General features: G+C 73.9%; 19 protein-coding genes. 12 read left to right on the top strand and 7 right to left on the bottom strand.

Annotated elements, in window-relative coordinates; all coding sequences use genetic code 11:
- Window positions 1-109: 109 nt before the first annotated feature.
- A complete protein-coding gene (locus tag ABD268_RS07110) occupies window positions 110-514 on the bottom strand; it encodes a DUF4307 domain-containing protein (protein ID WP_344149510.1) in 405 nt (134 codons plus the stop codon).
- Between the two features lie 71 nt (window positions 515-585).
- Here ABD268_RS07110 and mca point away from each other — a divergent pair, with 71 nt between their 5' ends.
- Together mca and ABD268_RS07100 are read left to right on the top strand one after the other, a co-directional pair.
- Window positions 586-1,482 (top strand): mycothiol conjugate amidase Mca, encoded by an 897-nt coding sequence (mca, locus tag ABD268_RS07105; RefSeq protein ID WP_344149508.1) that lies wholly within the window; start codon window positions 586-588, stop codon window positions 1,480-1,482.
- A 12-nt stretch (window positions 1,483-1,494) separates the two neighbouring features.
- Window positions 1,495-1,773 (top strand): hypothetical protein, encoded by a 279-nt coding sequence (locus tag ABD268_RS07100; protein WP_344149506.1) that lies wholly within the window; start codon window positions 1,495-1,497, stop codon window positions 1,771-1,773.
- 90 nt (window positions 1,774-1,863) lie between these two features.
- Here the strand turns inward: ABD268_RS07100 and ABD268_RS07095 are convergent, their stop codons facing one another.
- Both ABD268_RS07095 and ABD268_RS07090 read right to left on the bottom strand, forming a co-directional pair.
- Window positions 1,864-4,734: an ATP-binding protein gene (locus ABD268_RS07095; RefSeq protein WP_344149504.1), complete on the bottom strand. Its 2,871-nt coding sequence runs from the start codon at window positions 4,732-4,734 to the stop codon at window positions 1,864-1,866.
- 32 nt (window positions 4,735-4,766) lie between these two features.
- Window positions 4,767-5,477: a PIG-L deacetylase family protein gene (locus tag ABD268_RS07090; protein WP_344149502.1), complete on the bottom strand. Its 711-nt coding sequence runs from the start codon at window positions 5,475-5,477 to the stop codon at window positions 4,767-4,769.
- 134 nt (window positions 5,478-5,611) lie between these two features.
- Between ABD268_RS07090 and ABD268_RS07085 the strand changes: the two genes are divergently transcribed.
- From ABD268_RS07085 to ABD268_RS07050, 8 genes are all read left to right on the top strand, one after another.
- Window positions 5,612-6,688: a methyltransferase domain-containing protein gene (locus tag ABD268_RS07085; protein WP_344149500.1), complete on the top strand. Its 1,077-nt coding sequence runs from the start codon at window positions 5,612-5,614 to the stop codon at window positions 6,686-6,688.
- 150 nt (window positions 6,689-6,838) lie between these two features.
- The gene (locus ABD268_RS07080; RefSeq protein WP_344149498.1) at window positions 6,839-7,738 is read left to right on the top strand and encodes an FAD binding domain-containing protein; all 900 of its coding nucleotides are present in this window, start codon (window positions 6,839-6,841) and stop codon (window positions 7,736-7,738) included.
- A 1-nt stretch (window position 7,739) separates the two neighbouring features.
- Entirely contained in the window at window positions 7,740-8,234 is a 495-nt protein-coding gene (locus ABD268_RS07075) for a (2Fe-2S)-binding protein (RefSeq protein ID WP_344149496.1), read from the top strand.
- Window positions 8,231-10,648, top strand: a complete 2,418-nt coding sequence (locus ABD268_RS07070) for an aerobic carbon-monoxide dehydrogenase large subunit (RefSeq protein ID WP_344149494.1) — start codon at window positions 8,231-8,233, stop codon at window positions 10,646-10,648. The genes ABD268_RS07075 and ABD268_RS07070 overlap by 4 nt, the downstream gene beginning before the upstream one ends.
- Window positions 10,649-10,672: 24 nt before the next feature.
- Window positions 10,673-11,575 carry an XdhC family protein gene (locus tag ABD268_RS07065; protein WP_344149492.1) on the top strand — a complete coding sequence of 301 codons (903 nt, stop codon included), beginning with the start codon at window positions 10,673-10,675 and terminating at the stop codon, window positions 11,573-11,575.
- Window positions 11,572-12,165: a nucleotidyltransferase family protein gene (locus ABD268_RS07060; protein WP_344149490.1), complete on the top strand. Its 594-nt coding sequence runs from the start codon at window positions 11,572-11,574 to the stop codon at window positions 12,163-12,165. Before ABD268_RS07065 ends, ABD268_RS07060 begins: the two co-directional genes overlap by 4 nt.
- Window positions 12,162-13,037: an AAA family ATPase gene (locus ABD268_RS07055; RefSeq protein WP_344149488.1), complete on the top strand. Its 876-nt coding sequence runs from the start codon at window positions 12,162-12,164 to the stop codon at window positions 13,035-13,037. The genes ABD268_RS07060 and ABD268_RS07055 overlap by 4 nt, the downstream gene beginning before the upstream one ends.
- Before the next feature lie 2 nt (window positions 13,038-13,039).
- A complete protein-coding gene (locus ABD268_RS07050; RefSeq protein ID WP_344149486.1) occupies window positions 13,040-14,242 on the top strand; it encodes a vWA domain-containing protein in 1,203 nt (400 codons plus the stop codon).
- Between the two features lie 122 nt (window positions 14,243-14,364).
- Here the strand turns inward: ABD268_RS07050 and ABD268_RS07045 are convergent, their stop codons facing one another.
- Both ABD268_RS07045 and ABD268_RS07040 read right to left on the bottom strand, forming a co-directional pair.
- Window positions 14,365-15,321, bottom strand: coding sequence for a LysR family transcriptional regulator (locus tag ABD268_RS07045; RefSeq protein WP_344149484.1), 957 nt, complete (start codon window positions 15,319-15,321; stop codon window positions 14,365-14,367).
- 3 nt (window positions 15,322-15,324) lie between these two features.
- On the bottom strand, window positions 15,325-15,936 hold the full coding sequence (locus ABD268_RS07040; protein ID WP_344149482.1) for a methyltransferase domain-containing protein: 612 nt from the start codon (window positions 15,934-15,936) through the stop codon (window positions 15,325-15,327).
- A gap of 150 nt (window positions 15,937-16,086) precedes the next feature.
- Here ABD268_RS07040 and ABD268_RS07035 point away from each other — a divergent pair, with 150 nt between their 5' ends.
- Window positions 16,087-17,079: an Acg family FMN-binding oxidoreductase gene (locus ABD268_RS07035; protein ID WP_344149480.1), complete on the top strand. Its 993-nt coding sequence runs from the start codon at window positions 16,087-16,089 to the stop codon at window positions 17,077-17,079.
- A gap of 34 nt (window positions 17,080-17,113) precedes the next feature.
- Here ABD268_RS07035 and ABD268_RS07030 read toward each other — a convergent pair whose 3' ends face one another.
- The gene (locus ABD268_RS07030) at window positions 17,114-18,091 is read right to left on the bottom strand and encodes a YihY/virulence factor BrkB family protein (protein ID WP_344149478.1); all 978 of its coding nucleotides are present in this window, start codon (window positions 18,089-18,091) and stop codon (window positions 17,114-17,116) included.
- 9 nt (window positions 18,092-18,100) lie between these two features.
- Window positions 18,101-18,523 carry an SRPBCC domain-containing protein gene (locus ABD268_RS07025; protein ID WP_344149476.1) on the bottom strand — a complete coding sequence of 141 codons (423 nt, stop codon included), beginning with the start codon at window positions 18,521-18,523 and terminating at the stop codon, window positions 18,101-18,103.
- A gap of 69 nt (window positions 18,524-18,592) precedes the next feature.
- Between ABD268_RS07025 and ABD268_RS07020 the strand changes: the two genes are divergently transcribed.
- Window positions 18,593-19,258 carry a DedA family protein gene (locus ABD268_RS07020; RefSeq protein ID WP_344149474.1) on the top strand — a complete coding sequence of 222 codons (666 nt, stop codon included), beginning with the start codon at window positions 18,593-18,595 and terminating at the stop codon, window positions 19,256-19,258.
- Window positions 19,259-19,327: the final 69 nt, after the last annotated feature.

Below are 19,327 nucleotides of genomic sequence, written 5' to 3'. Positions count from 1 at the left end.
CGCGTCGGGCGACCACAGGTCATGCCTCAGACATCGGGGGGCCCGCGCCTGGACCCCTCCGGGACAGCTCAGAAGGACGAGTTTAACAACTGCGCCCTGATCATGCAGGTCAACGCGGTCTCGGCTCCCCGGGGGCGGTGCAGCCGACCAGGTCGACCGAGGTGGCCCGGCGCTCGGTGCGGATGGTCTGCACGAGGGGCTGGTCGGCGCCGTACTCCGGGGTGAAGGAGAGCTCCCCCACGACCGCGTGGTCCTCGGCGAAGGCACGCAGCAGGCAGGTCGCGTGCACCGACTCGTCCTTGAGCCGCACGTCCACCTTCGCGGTGGCCTGGTGCTCCCCGTCGATCGAGTAGGTCACCAGGTCGGAGTCGACCGCCGGCGTCGAGTGCGCCCAGGCCGTCCAGGCCAACCAGCCGAGGAAGGCCGCGGCCACCACCACGGTCGCGGCGATCACCGCGCGGCGCCGCCAGGGCGCGGGCGCGCCGTACCGGTCGGCGAGGTCGTGCGAGGTCACCCCCCGATGCTCGCACCCCCCAGCGGGGCACCGCGGACCGGGCCGCGGCGGCCCGCCCTACGATGAGACCCATGCCGCACGCTCTCCGCACCGGCCCTCGCGCCGGCTTCCGCCTGATGCACGTGCACGCCCACCCCGACGACGAGTCGAGCAAGGGTGCGGCGACCACGGCGAGGTACGTCGACGAGGGGGTCGACGTGCACGTCGCCACCTGCACCGGCGGGGAGCGGGGCTCGATCCTCAACCCCAAGATGGACCGCCCCGACATCCTCGAGAACATCACCGAGATCCGGCGCGAGGAGATGGACCGGGCCCGCGACATCCTCGGCATCCGCCAGGACTGGCTCGGGTTCGTCGACTCCGGCTGGCCGGAGGGCGACCCGAAGCCGCCGCTGCCCGAGGGCTGCTTCGCGCTGGTGCCCCTCGAGGAGGCGGCCGCGCCGCTGGTGAGGCTGATCCGCGAGTTCAAGCCGCACGTGATGACGACGTACGACGAGCGCGGGGGCTACCCGCACCCGGACCACGTCATGTGCCACCAGGTCTCGGTGGCGGCGTTCGAGGCGGCCGGCGACCCGGAGCGCTACCCGGAGCTCGGGGAGCCCTGGCAGCCGCTCAAGCTCTACTACCACCACTCGTTCAACCGGCCGCGGATGCAGGCGCTGCACGACGCGATGCTCGAGCACGGCCTGGAGTCCCCGTGGGCGGAGCGGCTCAAGGAGTGGGAGCCCGAGCCGGAGTGGGACGCCCGGATCACCACCCGGGTCCCGTGCGGCCACTACTTCGGCGTCCGCGACCAGGCGCTGCTGGCCCACGCGACCCAGATCGACCCCGACGGCCCCTGGTTCGCGATCCCGCGCGAGCTCCAGGAGAAGGTCTGGCCCACCGAGGACTACGAGCTCGTGGTGAGTCACGTCTCCACCAGCACCCCGGAGGACGACCTCTTCGCCGGCATCCCGAACCCCGCCTGAGAGACTGGTCCCATGCCGTTCGACGCGCTCCTCACCGGCCCGGTCCTGAGCCCGGTCCTGCCCTTCGTCCTCAGCCTCGTCGACGAGAGCCCGGAGCCCGAGGACGTCAAGGCGGGCTGGACCGCGTTCGCGATCTTCCTGCTGCTCGCCGCCGCGGTGGTCTTCCTCGGCTTCAGCCTGGTCAAGCAGCTGCGCAAGGCGCAGTCGGCCAAGGACGCGGGCGTCTACGGCGACGAGCCCCAGGGCGTCGGCGAGGAGAAGCCCGAGAACCACGGCCAGCAGTCCTCCTGACTCCTGCGCCTGCCGCCGCGGTGGTGCGGGCAGCGCGGCGCCAGGGCCTCCCATGCTCGGCGCGATGGGTCTGACTGACGGCCTACTCGCTCACGAGTCGGGGGCGGCGCCGCCCGGACCGGTGGCGAGCTCACGGAGCTCGGCCACCGCCCGGTCGAGGACGTCCGGGCCGCCGAGCCGCCGCGACTCCGCGCGCACCTCGTCCAGGGACGCGGGGTCGAGCAGCGCATCGACCGGGATGTAGGAGCGACCGCCGGAGCGGGCAATGTCCTCGTCGACCGCAGCGGCGCCTGGAGTGACATCGGCCGTGACCAGCAACAGGCCTGCGGTGCGGGCACGACCCGCGGCTGCGAGCAGCTCTGCCGCGTTGCGGGCCGTCGTCCACAGCTGGGTGGTCTGGCCGGTGCGGCGCCACGACTCGATGAGGTGGCCGAAGTCCTCCGCCGCGCCGGCCACGTCCCCGGTCCGGCTACGGGCGGATGCCAGGGACACGCGAGCCACGCCCTCCACGAAGTTGCAGCCGACCCGGCTCGCTGCGGAGATCGCGTTGACGTAGTGCGGGATCGACTCGAGCGGCCGGGTCGCCACGCGCAGCTCGCCCTCGACGTACGCGACGAAGGCCCGGTGCGAACCGCACGTGGCGGAGGCCGCGGCCCGGGCGAGCAGCCGGCGCGCGGTCACCGGGTCACCGGCGTACGCCGCGGCGAGGGCGGCGGAGCCGACGAAGGCGCTCGCGTCCCCGACGGGCTCCTCGGCGCCTCTCAGCCACGCGTCGCGGGCCGCCGCGAAGTCTCCCCGGAAGTGCGCGACGACGCCGACGACGCTCCAGGCTCGGCCCAGCGCGCCGGCGTGGGCCACGGGGTCGGCCAGCGCGATCGTCTCGCGGGCCCGTCGCTCGGCTGTGTCGAGGTCACCCACCAGCCTCGCCGCCTCCGCGGCGGCTGCGAGGATCGTCGTCCGCTCCGCGTGGTCCGTGAGCGCAGGATCGTCGGCGAGCTCGGTCGCCCAGGACCAGACCTCGCGGAGGTCACGCCACGTCGCGGCCCGGTTCGCCGCCGTGGTGATCCGGACCCGGGCATCGGCGTCCGCCAGGTCGCGGGCCGCGCGCAGGTTGTCCAGCTCCGCTCGGAGCATCCGGTCGAGGGCGGCCTCGTCCGGTCCGTGGATCCCTTCGCCGATCCGGTCCGCGATCGCCACGCAGCGATCGACGAACCGGGTCTGCGCCCGGCGCGCCTCACCGAGCTGTGCCGCCAGGTCCAGGAGGTACGCGCGCACGATGAACAGCAGGTGGTAGCGACCATGCGTCGGGTCCGCCACGAGGAGCGACGACTCGACGAGCCGGTGCAGCAGGTCGAGGGGGTCGCCCCCGCCCTCGGCCAGCGCCTCGATCGTCGTCAGGTCGACCCCACCGGGGAAGGGTGCGATCGCGCGCAGCAGCGCCTGCTCGTCCTCGCCGACCAACCGGTACGACGAGTCGATGGTCGCGCGCAGGGTGCGCTGCCGGTCGTCGTCCGGCCCGCCCTGCCCGGTGGCGAGGTCCAGCGCTCGGTCGAGTCGCTCCCGGACCGCCGACATCGGCATCACCGCGACCTGCCGCGCGGCGAGCTCGATGCCGAGCGGGAGCCCGTCGAGCCGGCGCAGGACCTCGACGAGGTCCGTCGCATCCTCCGGGCCCAGCTCGTAGCCCGGGCGCCGGCGCCGGGCGTGCTCCACGAACGCCCGGACGCCGGGCTGACGTCGCAGGGCGGTGAGGCCGGCCGGCTCGCGCGGGACGGGCAGCGGCTGCAACCGGAACACGTACTCACCGGGCACCCGGAGCGTGACCCGAGAGGTCGCCAGCACCCGGACGCCGGGCGCGCTCCGCCGGATCGCGACGATCAGCTCGCGGCACACGTCGGCGAGGTGCTCGCAGTTGTCCAGCATCAGCAGGAGGTGGCGGTCGGCAAGTGCGGAGGCGACGTGCGACGGTTCGACCTCGCCGGTGGTGCGGAGCCCGAGGGCAGAGACGACCGCCTCGCACACCCGGTCCGCGCGGTCGACCGCAGCCAGGCCGACGACGACCACGTCACGCTCCGTCGCGTCGGCGGCGATGTCGAGGGCCAGTCGTGTCTTGCCCACGCCCCCGGGGCCAGTCAGGGTCACGACGGTGTTGAGGCCGAGCAGGCGCACCAACTCCTCGCGGTCGTGCTGCCGGCCCACCATCGGGCCGTCCGGCCTGACCACCCGCGGGGGCGCGACAGGGGGACCTCCGACGATCGACCCCGCGGCCACTTGCTGCTCGAGCTCGGTGAGTGACGGCGTCGGGTCCAGCCCGGTCCGGTCGACCAGCCGGCGGCGGAACTCCTGGGCTGCCTCCATCGCCTCCGCCGCGCGTCCCTCGGCGGCCAGCGCGCGCACCTGCAGCATCGCCGTGCGCTCTCGCAGTGGAGACGCGGCTGCGGCCGCGACGGCATCGAGCGTGACCGTGGGGTCGCCGGAGATCAGTCGGGACTCCAGCAGGTCGTCCACGAGACGGAGCCGCAGCTCGTCGAGGGCCACCGACTCGACCTCGAGGGCGGGCACCGCGCGGAACTCGACGAGCGCCTGGCCGCGCCACAGCCCCAGCGCCGCGGCCGGATCGTGCGTGGAGAGCCGTCGGGCGGCGTCGGCGTCGAGCTCGAACGGCTCGAGCCTCAGCCGGTACCCGGTCGCATGGCGCTCGAGTCGCTCCGCGAGCGGACCGAGATGGTGACGCAAGCGAGAGACGTGGCTGTACAGCGCCTGGGCGACGTTCGCGGGCGGGTCGTCCGGCCACAGCGCGTCGACGAGTAGCCCGTCGCTCACCCCTTCCCGGCCCGCGAGCGCCAGCATCGCGAGCACGGCTCGCCGTCGGCGGCCCGGGACGTGGACCTCGCGGCCCCGGACCTCGAGCGCCAGGGGGCCGAGCACGTCCACCCGCAGCGCGAGGTCGGTCCGGTCCATTCCAGCACTGTGCCCCAGTGCGAGCGCGACCGTCACGTGGTCGGCAGCGGTACGGCGAAGGCCTCGGCGGCGACCCAGCCCCGGAACCGCTCCAGGCCGACCGCCTCGACCAGCCCGGCCGTCTGCGTGACCTGTTGCAGGAGCGCCTCGACCTTGCGGTCCAGCGCCGCCCCGTCCAGCCGCAGCAACAGCGCGAGGTCGTCGTCGGCGCACACCCGCGGTCGGCCGAGCTCGAAGACCCCGAAGTCCTCGTCCAGCTCGGGGTCGACGACCTGCTCGCGGGAGACCGCGTGCAGCAGCCGCGGCTCGACCGCCGAGCGACGCAGGGCGCGGTCGGTCCAGGAGCTCACCGTGCGGTGGTCGGGATGGCCGGTGAAGCCGTCCGGGCCGAACGTCACCACGGTGTCCGCGTGCACGTCGTCCATCAACCGGGCCAGCCGGCGTGCGGACTCGTCGGCGTCGACGTCGGCACAGCCGCCGTCCCGGTGGTCCAGCCAGTGGTGCTCCGTGACTCCCAGGACCGCGAGCGCCGACTCGAGCTCCCGTGTACGGACCTTCGCCAGAGCCGCCCGCTCGTCGGGGGTCGCGTCGGGGTCAGCCGCCTCTCCGCGGGTCGCAGTCACGCACACGACGCGGTGCCCGGCGTCCACGAGAGCCGCCAGGAGCCCGCCGGCGAGGTACGTCTCGTCGTCCGGGTGTGCCCACACGGTCAGGACGGTGCCGAGCTCGGTCAGGTCGGTCATGCACCAAGCGTCGTACATGTCGCTGTCACCGGTCTGTCACGGGGGCGGCAGAAGCACGACAGGGCGCTGCGAGTGGCGCCGCGCACTGTGGTCCCGACGGTGCCGCCCGGGTGCCCCACCGAAAGGAACCAACCATGACTGCCCAGCTCGAGACCTCTGACCTGGACCTCGCCCGGCTCGAGGAGTTCGCCGGCAAGGTGGCGACCGACCAGGCCGCGGCGTACAACGCGATCCTGGTCCACCTCGGCGACCGTCTCGGACTCTGGCGTGCGCTCGCGTCGCTGGGGACCGCCACGGTGGCGGAGCTCTCCGAACGTTCCGGCATCGCGCCGCGGTACGTGCAGGAGTGGCTGGCCGCGCAGGCCGCCAACGGTTACGTCGCGTACCACGTCTCCGCCGACTCCTTCAGCCTCCCCGTCGAACACGCGAGCGTGCTGGCCGATGAGGAGAGCCCGGCCTCCTTGATCCCGGGGTTCGAGCTCATCGCCGCGGTGTGGGCCGGGGTCGACAAGCTCGCCCACGCCTACACGACGGGGGCGGGCATCGCCTGGCACGAGCACGACGCGCGCCTGTTCAGCGGCGTCGCCCGCTTCTACGCCACCTCCTACCGCGCCTCGCTGCTCACCGAGTGGCTGCCCGCGGTCGACGGCCTGATCGAGCGCCTCGAGTCCGGCATCCGCGTCCTCGACGTCGGGTGCGGGCTCGGCGTCCCGACCATCCTCCTCGCCGAGGCGTTCCCGAGGTCGACCTTCGTCGGTGTCGACTACCACGACGAATCGATCCGGCAGGCCACGGCTGCGGCCGCGGAGGCCGGGGTGGCCGATCGCGTCCACTTCGAGGCCGCAGACGCCACGTCGTACACCGGCGAGCACGACCTCGTGCTGTTCTTCGACGCGGTGCACGACTTCGGAGATCCCGTCGGTGCGCTGGCCCACGCCCGCAACGCGCTGGCGCCGCGCGGACGAGTGGTCGCGATCGAGCCATTCGCCGAGAGCACCTTCGAGGCCAACCTCGCCAACCCGATCGCCGCGGTCTTCTACGTCGGCAGCTCGTGCCTGTGCGTCCCGCACAGCATCTCCGAGGGTGGCGCAGCGCTCGGCGCACAGGCGGGCCCCGAGAAGCTCGTCGGCGCGTTCCACGACGCCGGCTTCGCGACCGCCCACGTGGCCACGGCGACGGCGTACAACCTCGTGATCGAGGCGAGGGCCTGAGGCCTGGCCGGCTCGCAGGGCCACGCTGATGGTCGGGGCGGTGGAGAACCCGCCGCCCCGACCCCCAAATCAACGATTTGCTGAACCGGCCGTTGACGGCCGCGGACGCCGGGGCGACAGTCGTGTGACCACCGTCACGGGAGGTCTCCCATGCAGGTCCCTGCGCCGTTCGAGTACGAGCGAGCCACCAGCGTCGATCACGCCATCGACCTCCTGGTCCGGCTGGGCGAGGAGGCCCGGCTGATCGCCGGGGGCCACAGCCTCCTGCCGATGATGAAGCTGCGCCTGGCCAACCTCGAGTACGTCATCGACATCAACGACCTGCACGACGAGCTCGGCTACGTGCGGGTCGGCACCGACGAGGTCCGGATCGGGGCGATGACGCGGCACCGCGAGCTGCTCGAGTCCCCCGAGTTGGCGGCGCTGTTCCCGATCTTCGCCGACGCCGAGCACGTGATCGCCGACCCGGTGGTGCGCAACCGCGGGACGCTCGGCGGCTCGCTGTGCCAGGCCGACCCGTCCGAGGACCTGACGGCGGTGTGCACCACGCTGGACGCCAGCTGCGTGATCCGCGGTGCGGGCGGCGAGCGGGTCGTCACCATGGCCGAGTTCCACCGGGGTCCCTACGAGACGGCGGTGGAGCACGGCGAGATCCTCACCGAGGTCCGGATCCCGGTCCGGCCGCACGGCTCGAGCGCCTACGCCAAGGTCGAGCGGCGGGCCGGCGACTGGGCGGTCACCTCCGCCGGCGCCGCGGTCTGGATGGACGGGCCGGTCATCACCGACGCCCGGGTGGGGCTCGCGGCCGTGGGTCCCAACACCAGCGGCCTCCCGGCCGTCTCCGAGGCGTTGCGGGGCCAGGAGCCGTCGGAGGACCTCTACGCCCGGGCCGGCGCGATCGCCGCCGAGAGCTGCTCGCCCACCACCGACAACCGGGGCACCGCCGACTACAAGCGCCACCTCGCCGACGAGCTGACCCGGCGCACGCTGCGTACGTCGGTCGGCCGCATCCAGGCCGGCATCGCCGGCGACCAGGGAAGGAACCGCTGACATGCAGGTGACGATGACCGTCAACGGCGAGACCGTGACGCGCGAGATCGAGGGCCGGATGCTCCTCGTCCACTTCCTCCGCGACGAGCTCGGGCTCACCGGGACCCACTGGGGCTGCGACACCAGCAACTGCGGCACCTGCGTCACCTGGCTGGACGGCGAGCCGGTCAAGTCGTGCACCGTGCTCGCGGCGATGGCGGGCGGCCACGAGGTCCGCACCGTCGAGGGCCTCGAGACCGACGGCGTGCTCGACCCGGTTCAGGACGGGTTCATGCGCTGCCACGGCCTCCAGTGCGGGTTCTGCACCCCGGGGATGCTGATGACCGCGCGGGCCCTGCTGGACCGGGACCCGGACCCCAGCGAGGAGGCCATCCGCGAGGCCATCTCCGGCCAGATCTGCCGGTGCACCGGCTACACCACGATCGTCCGCTCGGTGCAGTGGGCGGCCCGCCGGCAGCACGAGGCAGCCGAGGAGTCCGTGGGGAGCGCGTCATGACCACCGTCGAGGGTGCCGCCACCGGCGCCGCCGAGATCACCGAGGACCTCGAGCACGTCGACAACGACCAGCACCCCGTCGGTCACGGCCGGATGCTGCGCAAGGAGGACCCGCGCTTCATCCGCGGCCTCGGGAAGTACGTCGACGACCTGCAGCTCACGGGCATGCTGCACCTCGCGATCCTGCGTTCCCCGGTCGCTCACGCCCGGATCGTCAGCGTCGACACCAGCGCGGCGCTCGCCCACCCCAAGGTGAAGGCCGTGATCACCGGCGCCGACCTGGCCGCCCAGGGCCTGGCCTGGATGCCGACCCTCTCCAACGACGTGCAGGCGGTTCTGGCGACCGACAAGGTCCGGTTCCAAGGTCAAGAGGTCGCCTTCGTGGTGGCCGAGGACCGCTACTCGGCGCGGGACGCGCTGGAGCTGATCGACGTCGAGTACGACCTGCTCCCGCCCGTGGTCGACGTACGCCGGGCGCTGGCCCCCGACGCCCCCGTGATCCGCACCGACCTCGAGGGGAAGACCGACAACCACTGCTTCGACTGGCAGACCGGGGACGAGGCCGCGACCGAGGCGGTCTTCGCCAAGGCCGACGTCGTGGTGGAGCAGGACATCGTCTACCCGCGCGTCCACCCCGCGCCGATGGAGACCTGCGGCTGCGTCGCCGACTACGAGCGGGTCGGCGGCCAGCTCACGCTGTGGACGACGAGCCAGGCCCCGCACGCGCACCGCACCGTCTACGCGCTGGTCTCGGGCCTGCCCGAGCACAAGATCCGGGTGATCTCGCCCGACATCGGCGGCGGGTTCGGCAACAAGGTGCCGATCTACCCCGGCTACGTGTGCGCGATCGTGGCGTCGCTGGTGCTCGGCAAGCCGGTGAAGTGGATGGAGGACCGGTCCGAGAACCTCCTCAGCACCGGGTTCGCGCGCGACTACGTGATGCGCGGCGAGATCGCAGCCACCAACGACGGCAAGATCCTCGCGATCCGCACCAACGTGCTCGCCGACCACGGCGCGTTCAACGGCACCGCGGCGCCGATCAAGTACCCGGCCGGCTTCTTCGGGGTCTTCACCGGCAGCTACGACCTCGAGGCCGCCTACTGCAAGATGACCGCGGTCTACACCAACAAGGCGCCCGGCGGCGTCGCCTACGCCTGCTCCTTCCGCATCACCGAGGCCGTCTACCTCGTGGAGCGGCTCGTCGACTGCCTGGCCCACGAGATGGAGATCGACCCGGTCGAGCTGCGGCTGCGCAACTTCATCCAGCCCGACCAGTTCCCGTACACGACGCAGACCGGCTGGGTCTACGACTCCGGGGAGTACGAGCGGGCGATGCGCGTCGCGCTCGAGATGGCCGGGTACGACGACCTGCGCCGCGAGCAGGAGGAACGACGGGCCCGCGGCGAGCTGATGGGCATCGGCGTCGCCTTCTTCACCGAGGCCGTCGGGGCCGGCCCCCGCAAGGACATGGACATCCTGGGCCTCGGCATGGCCGACGGCTGCGAGCTGCGCGTGCACCCGACCGGCAAGGCGGTGGTGCGGCTGTCCTGCATGAGCCAGGGCCAGGGCCACGAGACGACGTTCGCCCAGATCGTCGCCGAGGAGATCGGCATCCCGCCGGCCGACATCCAGGTGGTCAACGGCGACACCGACCAGACGCCGTTCGGGCTGGGCACCTACGGCAGCCGGTCCACGCCGGTCTCCGGCGCCGCGGCCGCGCTGGTCTCGCGCAAGGTGCGCGACAAGGCCCAGATCATCGCCTCGGGGATGCTCGAGGTGTCGGTGGCCGACCTGGAGTGGGAGAAGGGCTCCTTCCACGTGAAGGGCGACCCGGGCCGGTCGGTCACGATCCAGGACATCGCCATGCGCGCCCACGGCGCCGGCGACCTCCCCGAGGGCATCGAGGGCGGCCTGGAGGCGCAGATCTGCTACAACCCCTCGAACCTGACCTACCCGTTCGGCGCCTACATCTGCGTCGTGGACATCGATCCCGGCACGGCGGTGGTGAAGGTCCGCCGGTTCGTGGCCGTCGACGACTGCGGCACCCGGATCAACCCGATGATCATCGAGGGCCAGGTGCACGGCGGCCTCACCGACGGCGTCGGGATGGCGCTGATGGAGATCATCGCCTTCGACGAGGAGGGCAACTGCCTCGGCGGGTCGCTGATGGACTACCTGATCCCGACCGCGCTGGAGGTCCCGCACTGGGAGACCGGGCACACGGTGACCCCCTCGCCGCACCACCCGATCGGGGCCAAGGGGATCGGGGAGTCCGCCACCGTCGGCTCGCCGCCGGCCGTGGTGAACGCGGTGATCGACGCGCTCAAGCCGTTCGGGATCCGGCACGCGGACATGCCGCTGACCCCGTCCCGGGTGTGGGACGCGATGCAGGGTCGCGCGACCCCGCCGATCTGACCGGCGCCGAGACAGGATGTGAGTGTGACCACCACCACGATCGCGAGCCGGATCGACGAGCTCACCGCGTCGCGGGTGCCGTTCGTCCAGGCCACGGTGGTGCGCGCCCAGGAGCCGACCTCGGCCCACCCCGGCGACCGGGCGATCGTGCTGGCCGACGGGACCCTGGAGGGCTTCGTCGGCGGGCACTGCGCCGCCGGCTCGGTCCGCACCGCCGCGCTGCGGGCCCTCGGGTCGGGGGAGTCCGTGCTGCTGCGGGTGCTGCCTGGCGGCGACGACGTCTTCCCCGAGTCGCCCGGCGCCAGCATCGTGGTCAACCCGTGCCTGTCCGGCGGCGCCCTGGAGATCTACCTGGAGCCGCTGCTGCCCGCGCCGGTGCTGCACCTCGTCGGCACCTCGCCCACGACCGAGGCGCTCGCGACCCTCGCCCCCGGGCTCGGGTTCGTCGTCGAGCGGGCCGCCGAGGGCGCCGACCCGGCCGTCGCCACCGCGGTGATCGTGTCCAGCCACGGCGGCGACGAGGGTGAGCCCGTCCGGACCGCGCTGGACGCCGGGGTCGGGTTCGTCGGGGTGGTGATCAGCCGCACCCGCGGGCAGGCGCTGCTGGACGGCCTGGGCCTGACCGAGGCGGAGGCCGCCCGCGTCCACACCCACGTCGGCCTCGACATCGGCGCGCGGACCGCCCCGGAGGTGGCGCTGTCGATCATGGCCGAGCTGGTGCGCCGGCTCCGGGTCGAGGGGCTCGCGGTGGCGGCCGCGCCGGCCGTCGTACGACCCAGCGAGGCGGTCGACCCGGTCTGCGGGATGACGGTCACGATCGGCCCCGACACCCCGCACGCGACCGTCGACGGCGTCGACCACTGGTTCTGCAACCCGGGCTGCCGCGACCGGTACCTGGCCGACCAGGCGCGGGAGCACGCCTCGTGACCACGGCCGCCCTCGTGCTCGCCGCCGGCGGGTCCCGGCGGCTGGGGCAGCCCAAGCAGCTGCTCGCCTACCGCGGGGCCACGCTGCTCGACGCCACCCTCGGCACCGCCCGGCGGGCCGGTCTCGACCAGGTCGTGGTCGCGCTGGGCGGCGCCGCGGACGAGATCCGGGACCGGGTCGACCTCGAGGGCGTCGACGTGGTGGTCAACCCCGACTTCGGCGACGGCTGCGCCACCTCGATCCGCACGGCGCTGGCGCGGGTGCGCGACGACGCCGCGGGCGTCGTACTGCTCCTCGGCGACCAGCCCGGCGTCACCGCGGCCACGATCGCGGCGCTGGTCGCCGGCGCCGCGGGACACGCCGTCGGCGTGTGCGAGTACGACGACGGGCCGGGCCACCCGCTGTGGTTCGACCGCGCGATGTTCGCGACCCTCACCGCGCTGCACGGCGACAAGGCGGTCTGGAAGCTCGTCGACGCCGGCGAGGACGTGGCGCGGGTCCGGGTCGCGGGACCGGTGCCGCCCGACGTCGACACCTGGGCGGACTACGAGGCCCTGCTCGGGTCGGCGCCCTCCGAGGTGGCTCGGTGACCGACGAGCTGGCGTCCATCGACGAGGTGCGGCGACGCTTCGACGCGCACGACTACCTGGCCGACGAGGGCATGGCCACGGCGGTCTTCCTGACCCTGCGGCTCGGGCTGCCGCTGCTGCTCGAGGGCGAGCCGGGCGTCGGCAAGACCGCGGCCGCGCAGGTGCTGGCCGAGGTCCTCGACGCGCCGCTGGTCCGGCTGCAGTGCTACGAGGGGCTGACCGCCAACGAGGCGCTCTACGACTGGAACCACCAGCGCCAGCTGCTGGCGATCCGGCTCGCGGAGTCGCAGCACCAGCAGCTCACCGAGGCCGACCTGTTCAGCGAGGAGTTCCTCGTCGAGCGGCCGATCCTGCGCTGCGTGCGGTACGACGGGCCGCGGCCGCCGGTGCTGCTGATCGACGAGGTCGACCGGGCCGACGACGAGTTCGAGGCGCTGCTGCTCGAGGCGCTGGGGGAGGGGTCGGTGACGGTCCCGGAGATCGGCACGTTCACCGCCCGGCAGCCGCCCATCGTCGTGCTCACCTCCAACCGCAGCCGCGAGCTGCACGACGCGCTGCGGCGCCGCTGCCTCTACCACTGGCTGGACTTCCCCGAGCCGGAGCGGGTGGTGGCGATCCTGCGGCGGACCGCCCCGTCGGCGAGCGCGGCGCTGATCGAGTCGGCGGCGCAGTTCGTGGGCCACGTGCGCGCGCTCGACCTGGAGAAGCCGCCCGGGGTGGCCGAGGCGATCAACTGGGTGGCCGCCCTCTCCGCGCTCGGCGCCACCGAGCTGGTCCGGGACGTGGTGGTCGCGACGCTGGGCGCGGTGGTCAAGACGCCCGACGACCGGGAGCTGGTCCTCGAGTCGCTCGACTCCTACGCGCTCGGCTGACCGTGTCCACGTCGCCGCCGCCACCGCTGCTGGGCGGGGCCGACCGCGCCGTGCTGGTGGTGGCGCTGGCCGAGCGGCTGCGCCGGCACGGCGTACCGGTGAGCATGACCGCGATGCGGGCGTTCGCCGACGCCCTGGCCGCCGCGCCGCCGGCCCGGGTGGGGCGGCTGTACTGGCTCGCGCGGCTCACCCTGGTGAACCGCGAGCACGACCTGGAGACCTTCGACCGGGTCTTCCACGCGGCGTTCAGCGACGCGGTGCTCGAGGTCGATCCGCAGGCCCGGCGCAGCGGGGTCGAGCCCCCACCCGATCCCGAGCACCGGCTCCGCCGGGTGGCCGGCGACGCGGGCGCCGAGGGCGGGGCCGGCGACCTGCCGTGGCACACGCTGCCGACGGCTGTGTCCTCCGACGACGCGTCGGGCGAGGAGCACACGCTCCCGGAGCTGCTCCCCAGCGCGGTCGCGCGGATCGCCGACACCCCGCTCGAGCAGCTCGACGAGGACGAGCTGGCGGTCCTGGGACGCTGGCTGGAGGCCTCCGCCCCCCGCTGGCCGACCCGGCGCAGCCGCCGGCTGCGGGTCCGGCCGACCGGGCGTCGGGTCGCGCTGCGGGAGACGATCGCCGCGTCGCGACGTACCGGCTGGGAGCCGATGGAGCTCAAGCGCTACCACCACGTGAAGCGCCCTCTCACCGTGACGCTGGTGTGCGACGTGAGCCAGTCCATGCAGGCCTACTCCACGGCGTACCTGCACCTGATGCGGGCCTTCGCGCGCACCCGGCGGGCCGAGGCGTTCGCGTTCTCGACCTCGCTGACCCGGCTCACCCCGGCGCTCGCCCGCCGGTCCGCGGAGGCGGCGATCGAGCAGGCCGGCGCGCAGGTGGCCGACCGCTTCGGCGGCACCCACCTGGCCCGGTGCCTGCGTGAGCTGCTGGCCTCGCGGCACGGCAACGTGGTGCGCGGCGGCGTGCTGGTGATCGCCTCGGACGGCTGGGACAGCGACCCCCCGGCCGAGCTCGCCGCGGTGATGGCCCGGGCTTCGCGCCGGGCCCGCCGGATCGTCTGGCTCAACCCGCGTGCCGCCGCGGTCGGGTTCGAGCCCCTGGTCGGCTCGATGGCGGCGGCACTGCCGTACTGCGACGCGTTCCTGCCCGCCCACACCCTGCGGGACCTGCCGGCGGTGTTCGACGCGATCGCGGGCGCCTGAGCCGCCAGGTCACGGACGTCATACGTCGTGGTTGTGCCGGCGACCGCTCCGGATGACGTCACGGGGGAGGTCATCCGGAGTGGTCACCCCGGCGACCGGATCGGATGACGTCCGGGCGATCACTAGCTCCACAGCGTCACGTGCACGGCCGGCTTGAACCGCCCGAGGTGCACGCCCGCGCCGCGCACCATCGCCTGGGTGGCGCGGGGGGTGGTGATGAAGCGGAGCAGCTCGGCGGCGGCGGGGGTCTGGTGCTCCTTGGGCAGCGCCATCGCCGCCCACCGGCCCTGCGCGCGCAGGCCGGGGCCCTCCAGGGTGACCAGGCGCCGGGCCGCGAGGTCGCCGACCACGGCGAACCGCAGCGCCAGCGCGACCCCGTCGGTGCGCTGGACCTCCTCGAGCGCGGCGGCGTGGCTCTGGAAGATCTGCTGGTGCTGCTCGGGGACCGCGAGGCGGCGCAGCATCTCGGGGACCATCCCGTCGGGTTCCGCCGCGGCCGGGCCGAGGCACCAGCTCTGCTGCCGGGCCTGGTCGGCGCTGAGCGGGTGCTTCGCCAGCGGATGGTCGGGCCGCGCCACGGTGACGATCTCGTAGCGCAGGAACTGCAGGTCCGACAGCGCCTCGAGCGGGCTCGCGGGCGCCGGGCCGATCGCGACGTCGACCGTCCGGGCCGCCAGCAGCGCCGGGAACTCGGCCCGGGGACGCACGCTCAGCTCGACCTCGAGGTCCTTCGCGCGGCCCGCGAACAGCTCGATCAGGCCGGGGGCGGCGTGCTCGGCGAACAGGCTCGAGCTGCCGATCCGCAGCACCCGCCGGCCGGTGCCGGCCTGGCTGACCTCGCGGACCGTGCGGTCCTGGAGCCCGAGGATCTCCACCGCCCGGCTGGCCAGTCGCAGCCCGCCGGGGCTGAACGCGAGACCCGAGGAGGTGCGGGTGAACAGCACGTCGCCGAGCTCCTTGCGCAGCTGCGCGACGTGCATCGAGACCGCGGCCTCGCTGACCCGGAGCTCACCCGCGGCGGCCTTGACCGACCCCAGCCGGACCACGCAGGCGAAGGCGCGCAGCTGGGTCGGAGTCATGGCCTAGCCGAGCCGTTCCAGCCGCACCAGCGCGTCGTACGCCGGGGCGGTGGTGCCGTCCGGCTGGGGCACCTGGCGGACCACCCGCTCCGCGCGGAGCGGCTCGAAGTCGGCGTCCTCGAGGTCGTCGAGGATGTCGTCGGCGGTCATCAGCACGGCCGGGTCCTGCGGTCCGCCCGTCCCCTCCTCGAGGTTGGTCGAGTCGTGCGCGACCAGCAGGAAGGTGCCGCCGGGTCGCAGCGCGGCGAAGGCCCGGCGTACGGCCGCCCGGCGCTCGTCGGCCGCCAGCTGCAGGTAGGCGAGCACCGCCAGGTCGTACGCCGAGTCCGGCTCCCAGGTGGTCGCGTCGGCGCACACCCACCGGATCGTGCCCTCGAGGCGCTCGCCGTCCGCGAGCCGGCGGCCCTTGTCGAGGGCGACCTGCGAGAAGTCGACCGCGGTGACGTCCCACCCCCGGGCGGCCAGCCAGATCGCGTTGCGGCCCTCGCCGGCCGCGAGGTCCACGGCCCGACCGGGCGGCAGGTCGGCCAGCTCGGTCGCCACGAACTGGTTGGGCGACACCGACCAGACCAGCTCGGTGGCGGCGTACCTCGCGTCCCACTGCTTGGCGTCCATGCCGTCACGCTACTGCGGCCCGGAAGCGCGGAAACGTCCTTTCGTCACGCCGCCGGGGACCAAGTGCCCTGCTCCCGCCGACCGGCACCGGCGAGGCTGTCGGAGGCACCCGACAGGAAGGCGGCCGATGAGCACTCGAGGGACCCGACGATGAGGTCGACGGCAGCCGTGCGCAGGCAGGCCCGGACCACCGTCCCGTTCCGCGAGATCGTCGAGCTGGCCTGTCGCGCGCCCAGCGTCCACAACACGCAGCCGTGGCGGTGGCGTGCGGAGGGTTCGCGGCTGCGGTTGTACGCCGACCGCAGCCGGCAGCTCCTGCACGCCGACCCGGACGCGCGCAGCCTGGTGCTCAGCTGCGGCGCAGCCCTGCACCACGCGCAGGTGGCGGCCGCGGGGCTGGGGTGGCAGGTCACGGTCGAGCGTTGTCCCGACGCGGACGACCCCGACCTGCTGGCGACGCTCGAGCTGGCCCCGGGGCGCGTTGTCCCCGCGGCCGAGGCGCGGCTGGGGGCACTGCAGGCCCGCAGCACCGACCGCCGCCGGTTCACCTCGTGGCCGCTCCCGGCCGAACGACTGGACCGGCTCTCCGAGCAGGCCGAGGAGTGGGGTGCCCTGGTCATCCCGCTCGTCGACCCCGGCCGCCGGGTCCGCGTCGACCGGATCCTCCGCCGGGCCGCCGAGATCCAGCGCGGCGACCAGCTGTACGCCGCCGAGGCCGCGCCCTGGGTGCGCGCCGAGGGCCCCGAGGGGGTGCCGGCCACCAGCATCCCGGAGCCCAACCCGCACCGGCCGGCGATGCCCTCGCGCTACGACCAGGGGGAGCTGCCGGATCCGCGGGGCGAGCCGGCGGAGTTCGTCGACGGGCTGGTCGCGGTGGCCACCGTCGACGACGACCGGCTCTCCTGGCTGCGGGCCGGTGAGACGCTGAGCGCGCTCTGGCTCGCGGCCATCCCGCACGGCCTGTCGGTGCTGCCCCTCAGCCAGGTGGCGGAGGTGCCGCAGACCCGCGAGGAGCTCCGCGAGGTGCTCGACGGCCGGGCCTGGCCCCAGCTGCTGGTGCGGCTGGGCTGGCAGGAGATCACCCGCGAGGAGCTGCCCCGGACGCCGCGGCGCCCGGTGGCGGAGGTGCTCACCCTGGAGTGACCGGTCCCGACCCGCCTGGCGTCCGCCGGCGCGGTCAGGACTCGACGACGTGCCCGTGCGGGCGGCCCGGGTCGTCGTACGCCGGGTCGTGGTCGCCGGCCCGCAGCGCCTCGAGCTGCGCGCACACGGCCACGCCGTAGAAGAACGCCATCGCCGAGAGCAGCGACCACAGGAGCAGCGCCACGATGCCGGCGAGCGGCCCGTAGGTGCTGCCGAACGACGAGCTCAGGTGCACGTAGGTCGCCAGCCCGCCGGTGACGACGAGGGTGAGCAGCACCGCGACCCCCGCGCCGAGCGCCAGCCACGACAGCGCGGGCTGGCGCCGCCTCGGCGCGTGGTCGAGCAGGACCGCGATCGCGAAGACGAGCAGCGCGACCCCGGCCGGCCAGTGCAGCACCTGCCAGGCGAGCAGGGTGCCGTCCGACCAGCCGTAGTTCTGGGTCATCGCCTCGCCGAACGACCCGCCGGCCACCAGCATCAGGAAGCCCACCCCGACCGGCGCGGCCAGGATCGCGGTGAGGAGCGCGGACCGGCCGTACTTGGCGAGCGCCGGCCGGTCCCGGCGGATGCCGTAGATCCGGTTGGACCCGCGCTCCACCTGCGCCATCGCGGTCGTCATCGACATCAGCGCGAAGACGAGGCCGAGGCCCAGCGCGAGCTTGCCGGCCTCCTCGCTGCTGCTGGGGCCGTCGACGGCGCTGGCCAGGGCATCGCCACCGCCCTGGCCCGGTGACACCTTCTGGATCGTCGCGGCGACGACCCGGGCCGGGCGCTCCTGGTCGAGGTTGGCCGCCAGCCCGGTCAACGCGAGCAGGAACGGCACCACGGCCAGGCACGCCTGCAGGGCCAGCGCGCGGCTGTTGGTGAACCCGTCGCCGTAGCGGAACCGCACGAACGCACCCACCGCGATCCGGCGCAGCCCGAACCGTCGGACCAGCCGCCAGGCATCCTCGGCGTCCAGCTCGTCCCCGTCCATCTCCGTGGTCACGGGCACGGTCCGCGCGGTGGTCATGACCGAAGCCTAGGCACCCTCCGTGGTCTCGGCGTACCGCCCCAGCAGGTGCGGCCAGTCGCGGAACCTGCCCCGGAACGCGGCGTTCCCGGCGGTCCAGCCACCGTGCTCGAGCAGGACCCGGCAGCCGCCCTCGACCGGCTCGAACCGCACGTCGAGCGCGGAGGGGTGGGCGGGGTCCATGGCGAGCGTCCACGTCTGCGCGAACCGCTCACCGGGCTCCCACACGGTCACCTCGCCGAAGGGGTACGGCGCGCCGCCGTGGAGGAGCGCGACGAGGCCGCCGACCAGCGGCTCCACCCGGATCCCGGTGTACGACGCGGGGTCGGGGGAGTAGACAGGGTCCCACCAGGCGCCCATCTCGGCGGTGAACACCTCGAACGCACGCTCCGGGCCGCACGGCACCCGCACCTGGTGCCGGATCGGGTCCATGCCGTGGATTCAAGCACGCCCGGCGTAGCGTGAGGAACGGAGCGGTCGGCGGTGCTCAGGAGGTGCGCCATGGGCAACCTGGTCGGGCACGTGACCGACCTGCTGACGTCGGTCCCGGCCCCGCTGGCCCTCGCGATGATCGGCGCGCTGGTGTTCGCCGAGGCGGCCCTCTTCGTCGGGTTCGTGCTGCCCGGGGAGACCGCGGTGCTGCTCGGCGGCGCCCTGGCCTCCGCGGGTCACCTGTCCCTCACCGAGCTGCTCGTCGTCGTCATCGTGGCGGCGATCGTCGGTGACAGCGTCGGCTACGAGGTGGGCCGCCTCTTCGGTCCCCGGCTCCTGGAGTCGCGGCTGCTGCGCCGCCACCGGGCCCGCCTCGAGGTCGCCCGGATGCGGCTGCAGGACAAGGGCGGGGTCACGGTCGTCGCCGGCCGGTTCACCGCGCTGCTGCGCGCCGTCACGCCGGGGCTGTGCGGGATGAGTGGCATGCCCTACCGGCGCTTCCTGCTGTTCAACGCGCTCGGGGGGATCGCGTGGGGGACCGCGGTGTGCGTGCTGGGCTACGTCGCGGGCAAGTCCTACCAGCGTGTCGAGTCGAGCCTCGGCGCGTTCGGCGCGGTGCTCCTGCTCCTGTTCGCGGTGGCGGGAGTCGTCCTCTGGCACCGCAACCGGGCCGCGAGGACGGCAGCGGCGCTGTCCGACGACGCGTCCGGGCCGCAGGCCACCGACGAGTCCTGACCCGGCCGCTGCCGGACCCCCTCGTCGGGGCGTCGTGCCTTCATCCGTCCTTCATGCGCGCGGAGCAGA

The sequence above is a fragment of the Nocardioides koreensis genome (assembly GCF_039531775.1).
Lineage (GTDB): Bacteria > Actinomycetota > Actinomycetes > Propionibacteriales > Nocardioidaceae > Nocardioides > Nocardioides koreensis.
This window is presented reverse-complemented; position numbering and strand designations above follow the sequence as displayed.

Excerpts from the sequence above, each read along its gene's own strand:
- mca (WP_344149508.1), top strand. The coding sequence starts at position 586 with ATGCCGCACGCTCTCCGCACCGGCCCTCGCGCCGGCTTCCGCCTGATG.
- ABD268_RS07100 (WP_344149506.1), top strand. The coding sequence starts at position 1,495 with ATGCCGTTCGACGCGCTCCTCACCGGCCCGGTCCTGAGCCCGGTCCTG.
- ABD268_RS07095 (WP_344149504.1), bottom strand. The coding sequence starts at position 4,734 with ATGGACCGGACCGACCTCGCGCTGCGGGTGGACGTGCTCGGCCCCCTG.
- ABD268_RS07090 (WP_344149502.1), bottom strand. The coding sequence starts at position 5,477 with ATGACCGACCTGACCGAGCTCGGCACCGTCCTGACCGTGTGGGCACAC.
- ABD268_RS07085 (WP_344149500.1), top strand. The coding sequence starts at position 5,612 with ATGACTGCCCAGCTCGAGACCTCTGACCTGGACCTCGCCCGGCTCGAG.
- ABD268_RS07080 (WP_344149498.1), top strand. The coding sequence starts at position 6,839 with ATGCAGGTCCCTGCGCCGTTCGAGTACGAGCGAGCCACCAGCGTCGAT.
- ABD268_RS07075 (WP_344149496.1), top strand. The coding sequence starts at position 7,740 with ATGCAGGTGACGATGACCGTCAACGGCGAGACCGTGACGCGCGAGATC.
- ABD268_RS07070 (WP_344149494.1), top strand. The coding sequence starts at position 8,231 with ATGACCACCGTCGAGGGTGCCGCCACCGGCGCCGCCGAGATCACCGAG.
- ABD268_RS07045 (WP_344149484.1), bottom strand. The coding sequence starts at position 15,321 with ATGACTCCGACCCAGCTGCGCGCCTTCGCCTGCGTGGTCCGGCTGGGG.
- ABD268_RS07040 (WP_344149482.1), bottom strand. The coding sequence starts at position 15,936 with ATGGACGCCAAGCAGTGGGACGCGAGGTACGCCGCCACCGAGCTGGTC.
- ABD268_RS07035 (WP_344149480.1), top strand. The coding sequence starts at position 16,087 with ATGAGGTCGACGGCAGCCGTGCGCAGGCAGGCCCGGACCACCGTCCCG.
- ABD268_RS07030 (WP_344149478.1), bottom strand. The coding sequence starts at position 18,091 with ATGACCACCGCGCGGACCGTGCCCGTGACCACGGAGATGGACGGGGAC.
- ABD268_RS07025 (WP_344149476.1), bottom strand. The coding sequence starts at position 18,523 with ATGGACCCGATCCGGCACCAGGTGCGGGTGCCGTGCGGCCCGGAGCGT.
- ABD268_RS07020 (WP_344149474.1), top strand. The coding sequence starts at position 18,593 with ATGGGCAACCTGGTCGGGCACGTGACCGACCTGCTGACGTCGGTCCCG.